The 5,239-nt window shown below is 71.0% G+C and carries 4 protein-coding genes; 2 read left to right on the top strand and 2 right to left on the bottom strand.

Going from position 1 to position 5,239, the window contains the following annotated elements; translation table 11 throughout:
• A partial coding sequence (locus tag K7G61_RS35585; RefSeq protein ID WP_225851294.1) for an RICIN domain-containing protein occupies nucleotides 1-567 on the top strand: 567 nt, incomplete at its 5' end.
• Between the two features lie 273 nt (nucleotides 568-840).
• Nucleotides 841-1,725 (top strand): LLM class flavin-dependent oxidoreductase, encoded by an 885-nt coding sequence (locus K7G61_RS35580; RefSeq protein ID WP_225851293.1) that lies wholly within the window; start codon nucleotides 841-843, stop codon nucleotides 1,723-1,725.
• Nucleotides 1,726-2,115: 390 nt separating this feature from the next.
• Here K7G61_RS35580 and K7G61_RS35570 read toward each other — a convergent pair whose 3' ends face one another.
• Together K7G61_RS35570 and K7G61_RS35565 are read right to left on the bottom strand one after the other, a co-directional pair.
• Complete coding sequence (locus tag K7G61_RS35570) at nucleotides 2,116-4,524, bottom strand: ricin-type beta-trefoil lectin domain protein (protein ID WP_225851292.1); 2,409 nt, start codon at nucleotides 4,522-4,524, stop codon at nucleotides 2,116-2,118.
• 135 nt (nucleotides 4,525-4,659) lie between these two features.
• On the bottom strand, nucleotides 4,660-5,239 hold a 580-nt coding region (locus tag K7G61_RS35565), incomplete at its 5' end, for a ricin-type beta-trefoil lectin domain protein (RefSeq protein ID WP_225851291.1).

The raw sequence follows: 5,239 nt of genomic DNA, 5'->3' as shown, positions 1-5,239 counted from the left end.
GTCACCATCCAACGCATCCCCGACCAAGCACCCCTCACCGCCCCGCAGGTGGTCTACAGCCAGAACCTGCCCAGCTCCGGCGGCTCGGTCACCGTTCCGCTCACCTTCCAGGCCACCCACGACGCCTTCGCCGTCTACGTGACCCCGGGCGACGGCTCGACAAGTGGCGGGAACAGCGGCGAACTGCACGCGGTGGGCGCCGGAAAGTGCCTGGAGGTGCCGAACTCGTCCACCACGGCGGGCACGCAGCTGCAGATCTGGGACTGCTCCGGCGGTGCCAACCAGGTCTTCACGCACACGTCCGCGAACCAGCTCACCGTCTACTCCGGCAGCAGCCAGATGTGCCTGGACGCGAACGGCCAGGGCACCACAGCGGGCACCAAGGTCATCGTGTGGTCCTGCAACGGCCAGACCAACCAGCAGTGGAACGTCAACGCCGACGGCACCGTCACCAGCGCGCTGTCGGGGCTCTGCCTGGACGTGACCGGAGCGAGCACCGCCAACGGGGCGCTCGCCGAACTGTGGACCTGCAACGGCGGCAGCAACCAGCAGTGGACCCTCGGATAGCCCGGAACACCACGGGCCGGCGGCCGACGCCCCGGCTCGTCACGAAGGCGGGCCGCCGTCCATGATCCGTGGGGGGCATGGCGCGGTCCGCCCGTGATTCCGGGTAAGGGGCCGCCGGAGGGAGGCGCAGCCGCGCTGCGTCCTCCCCCGGCGGCCCCATGGCGCGCGGGCCGCCGTCACCGGGGCGGAGGGCCGCATGGGCATGGGGCCGGGGGCACGCCCACGTGCGCCGACGGTTGATCACCGGTCCGTGCCCGGCATAGGTTGCGGTGCATGACGACTGCACGCATCGGAGTGATGTACGACCGGGACTGGGCGCCGGAGGGGCTGCCCGCCTTCGCCCGCGAGGTCGAGGCGCTCGGGGTGGACGACGTGTGGGTGGTCGAGGACCTCGGGTGGAACGCCGGTGTGTCGGCCGCCGCCGTGGCGCTGGCGGCGACGCGGCGGCTGCGGGTGGGCATCGGGATCGCACCGGCGCCGCTGCGCAGTCCGGCGCTGCTCGCCATGGAGCTGGCCACGCTGGCCCGGGTGTTCCCCGGCCGGCTGGTGGCCGGGATCGGGCACGGTGTGCCGGAGTGGATGGCGTCGGTCGGCGTCGCGCCGCGGTCGCCGCTCGCGCTGCTGGAGGAGACGATCGTCTCCGTACGGGCGCTGCTGCGCGGTGAGCGCGTCGAACTGGACGGGCGGGAGGTGCGGCTGGACGGCCTGCGCCTGGTGCACCCGCCGGTCGAGCCGCCGCCGGTGATCGCGGGCGTGGTCCGGCCCCGCTCACTGGAGCTGTCCGGCCGCGTCGCCGACGGCACGCTGATCGCGGAGGGCCACGGGCCGCGCGACCTGTACGCCGTCCGGGAGCTGACCGGCAGGGGCGGCGCCGAGGCCGGCCACAGCCTGACCGTGTTCGCCTTCTGCTCCGTCGGTGAGGACGCCGAGCAGGTGGCGCGGGTGCTGCGGCCGAGCGTCGAGGGGCACGCCGAGTGGCTGGGGCGCCCGGCGGAGCAGGTGTTCACCGTGTCGGGCCGGCCGGCGGACGCCGCGGAGCGGATCGGCGAGTTGGTGGCGGCCGGCGCGGGGACGGTGGGGCTGCGGATGATCGGCCCGGAGCCGGTGCGGCAGCTGGCGAGCGTGCTGGAGGCACTGGCGGCGGCCGGCAGAGCCTGAGCGCGAACCGGTCACGGCCTGACGCGGCGCGTCCGGCCGGGAGCCGGTTCGCGGACCGGTGACGGACAAGCGGCCGCGCGGACTGCCGCCCGGACAGCCGGAACCGCGGGTTCCGCGCGCCGGGCGTGGAACCCGCGGGCCTTGCCGCGGTGCGGGGCCGTCGAGGTCACAGACCCCGCGTGGACACCTCGTAGACCGTGGTGTGCTCGTAGACCTGCCCCGGGCGCAGGACCGAGGACGGGAAGTTCGCGTGGTTCGGGGCGTCGGGGAAGTTCTGTGTCGAGTCCCTGAGTGCCAGTGGTCGCCGACTGGGCGGCCGGCCGCTGAGCCCTCCGGGGGCGGTGCCGGTCGGCTCCGCCCCCGGAGGGACTTCTCAGCGTCGGACCCCGGTCAGCCGCGGGTCCACTGCTGGTTGCTGCCGCCGTTGCAGGTCCACAGCTCCAGCAGGGTGCCGTTGCCGGTACCGGCGCCCGTGGCGTCCAGGCACAGTCCCGACTGGTTGTTGGTGATGGTGCCGTCGCCGTTCAGGGTCCACTTCTGGTTGGCGCCGCCGCTGCAGGTGTAGATGTCCACCTTGGTGCCGGCGCTGGTGCCGCTGTTCGCGGCGTCGAGGCAGGAACTGCCGTAGACGCGCAGCTCATTGGCCGCGGTGCTGGTCCACTGCTGGTTGCTGCCGCCGTTGCAGTCCCACAGTTCCACCTGTGTGCCGTTGTTCTGCGACTGGTTGGGTACGTCCACGCACCGGCCGGAGCCGGCGCCGACGATCGAGCCGCTCGTGCCGCCGCCCGTGCCGCCCTGGCCGGGGGTGATGGCCAGGTTGTCGAACTGGGCGGTCTCGCCCTGGCTGGTCGCGTAGCCGACCTGGCCGGCGCCGTAGGTGCTGTTGTTGGCCGACCCCACGTTGGAGCCGTCGATCGACGCGGTGATGGTGCTGCCGGAGAAGGCGAGGGACAGGCTGTGCCACCGGTTGGTGCCCAGCGCCGTGGTCGTGCCCTGGGCCAGCGTGGTGACGTTGCCGCCGGTGTTGGAGCTGAGGATCGACCAGGCGCCGGTGTCGCTCACCCGCAGGTGGTAGGCGTTCAGGCCGGCCGCCCCGCTGTAGCTCTGCGAGTTCGCGCGGCCGAGCAGGTCGGCGTACCCGGACTTCTCCAGCATCACGTCGGAGGAGACGGTGTAGTTGCCCCAGCTCAGGTCGCCGAGCAGGGTGTGCGGGTCGGTCAGCGGGTCCCAGGTGATCGGGGCCTGGGCGCTCATCTGCCGCACGCACATGCCGCTGCGGCCGCCGCCGCAGGCCGCGACCTCGAAGGCGCCCTGCCAGTCCATCAGGTACTTCGCCTCGGTGCCGGCGGTGTCACCGTCGAAGGAGTCGCTGTACGGCAGGCTCATCGTGCTGCGGGCCGGACCCGCCGCCGTGCCCTTGCCCTGGCCGGTCGTGGTGGTGATGGTGTAGACGTAGCCGGGCTGCGCGGTCAGGCTGAAGCTGCCGTTCGACGGGGTGATGTCGGAGGAGTGCACGAAGTAGTCGGCCTGGTTGCCGGAGTTGACGTTGGTCGCCCAGACGTGCACGGCTCCGGTCGACAGCCCGCCCGTGACGTTGAAGTTCAGCGTCTGGGCGCTGCCCGCGTCCATGGTCTCGATGACCGTGGACCAGTCCGAGTTGTTGGTGGACTTCAGCGAGACGTAGCTGCCGTTGTTGCGGTTGCCGCCGATGTAGCCGCTGGAGGAGTCGAGGTACTTCCAGCCGGGCTGGGTGAACTGGCTGGTGTGTGCCATCACCCAGGCGTTCTTGCCGATCGCGTAGTAGCCGGACCACGGCTGTGGGGTGAGCGCCAGGCCCATGGTCGGGTACGGGAGGTTGGGCGTGATCGCGGCGACCACCGGCCAGTTGATGTAGGCGGTCATCTTGCCGTCGATGTAGCCGCGGTTGATGCCGCGGGCCATCGCGTTGGCTCCCGCGTTGTAGTCGTCGGAGCCGTTCTCGCTGGCCCACAGCTGCTTGCCGGTCGACGTGGCGGACGACGGCACACTGCAGCTCGACTGGGAGGACCGGTACCCGCAGGGGTAGTGGGTGCCGATGATGTCGACGGAGTTGGCGAACGCCGAGTTGGAGTTCACGTCGTTGGCGACGGTCCAGTCGGAGTCGGCCGCGACGATCTTGACGCTGTTGTAGCCGTTGCTGTTGAGCGCGCTGCGCAGCTGCTCGTACCAGGAGACGTTGTAGCCGCGCTCGTTCCAGCCGCCGAGGTAGTCGATGGTCAGGTTGTGCTGCTTGGCGCAGCCCAGCCAGGAGACCAGGTAGTTGATCATGTCGGTGGACCAGAAGTTGCCGTTGCCGATCCAGCCGGGCGCGCCCCAGGCGAGCCCGTACAGCTTGATGTTCGGGTTGCGGGCCTTGGCCTGCTCCATCAGCCACCACTCGTAGCCGCGGTTGCAGTTCAGGTCGCCCCTGGTGTGCTCGTGGCTCGGCTCGGCGCCGGAGGTGGAGTTGGTGTCGCCGCCGATCTCCGCCTTGAGGATCTGCAGGGAGGCCCCGTAGTCGGGCTTGAACAGGTAGTCCAGGATCTGGCCGCGCTCGGGCTCGGGGTAGTCGATCAGGAGTCTGCTGTTGCCGCCTCCGCCGCTGATCGCGCCGACGCCGTCGAAGGTACGGCCGCTGGACGAGCCGTTGATCGTGATGGAGGTGGCCGCGTGGGCCGGCTCGGCGACCGTGGCCACGAGGCCGCCGGCTGCCAGGACGAGGCCGGTGAGCACGGCCGTCGAGCTTCGCAGCCGCCGGAACAGCCGGCTGATTGCTGACACTGTGTTGTCCTTTCGAAAGGGGACGGGGTGTTCCGCGGCCGGTCGCTGTCACGTGTGTCTCCGGTCGCGGTGACCGCCGGGACGGCGGTATGTGCCGTCCCGGCGGTCCGGATCGCCGCGGTGTCCCTTACCGGGTCAGCCGAGGGTCCACTGCTGGTTGGACTGGCCGTTGCAGGTCCACAGTTCGGCCAGGGCGCCGTTGGCGGTGGAGGCTCCGGTGACGTCCAGGCACAGGCCGGACTGCACACCGGTGATGGTGCCGTTGGAGTTCAGCGTCCACTGCTGGTTGGTCTGGCCGTTGCAGCTGTAGGTGTCCACCTTGGTGCCGTTGGTGGTTCCCTTGCCGTAGGCGTCCAGGCACAGCTGGGTGCCGCCGAGGGTGACCGTGAGCTGGTTGGACGAAGTGTGCGTCCAGTTCTGGTTGGCCTGGCCGTTGCAGTCGTAGATCTGCGTCTGCGTGCCCAGTGTGGTGGTCGAGTTCGGCACGTCCAGGCACTTGCCCGCGCCCACCGCGTGCAGCGCGCCCGACGACCCGCCGCCGGTGCCGCCGGTGGTGCCACCGGTCGTCGTCCCACCAGTCGTGGTGCCACCCGTCGTGGTACCACCGGTTGTCGTCCCGCCGGTGGTGGTGCCGCCGGCGCTCAGGGCGGAGATGGCGGCGTTGTAGGCGGGCTTGGGCTGGTAGTTGCTGTCCCACATGGTGGCCGCGCCGTAG

This window comes from Streptomyces sp. HPF1205 (genome assembly GCF_020400825.1).
Classification (GTDB): Bacteria; Actinomycetota; Actinomycetes; order Streptomycetales; family Streptomycetaceae; genus Actinacidiphila.
The sequence above is the reverse complement of the archived record's forward strand: the minus strand, read 5'-3'. Positions and strand labels throughout refer to the sequence as shown.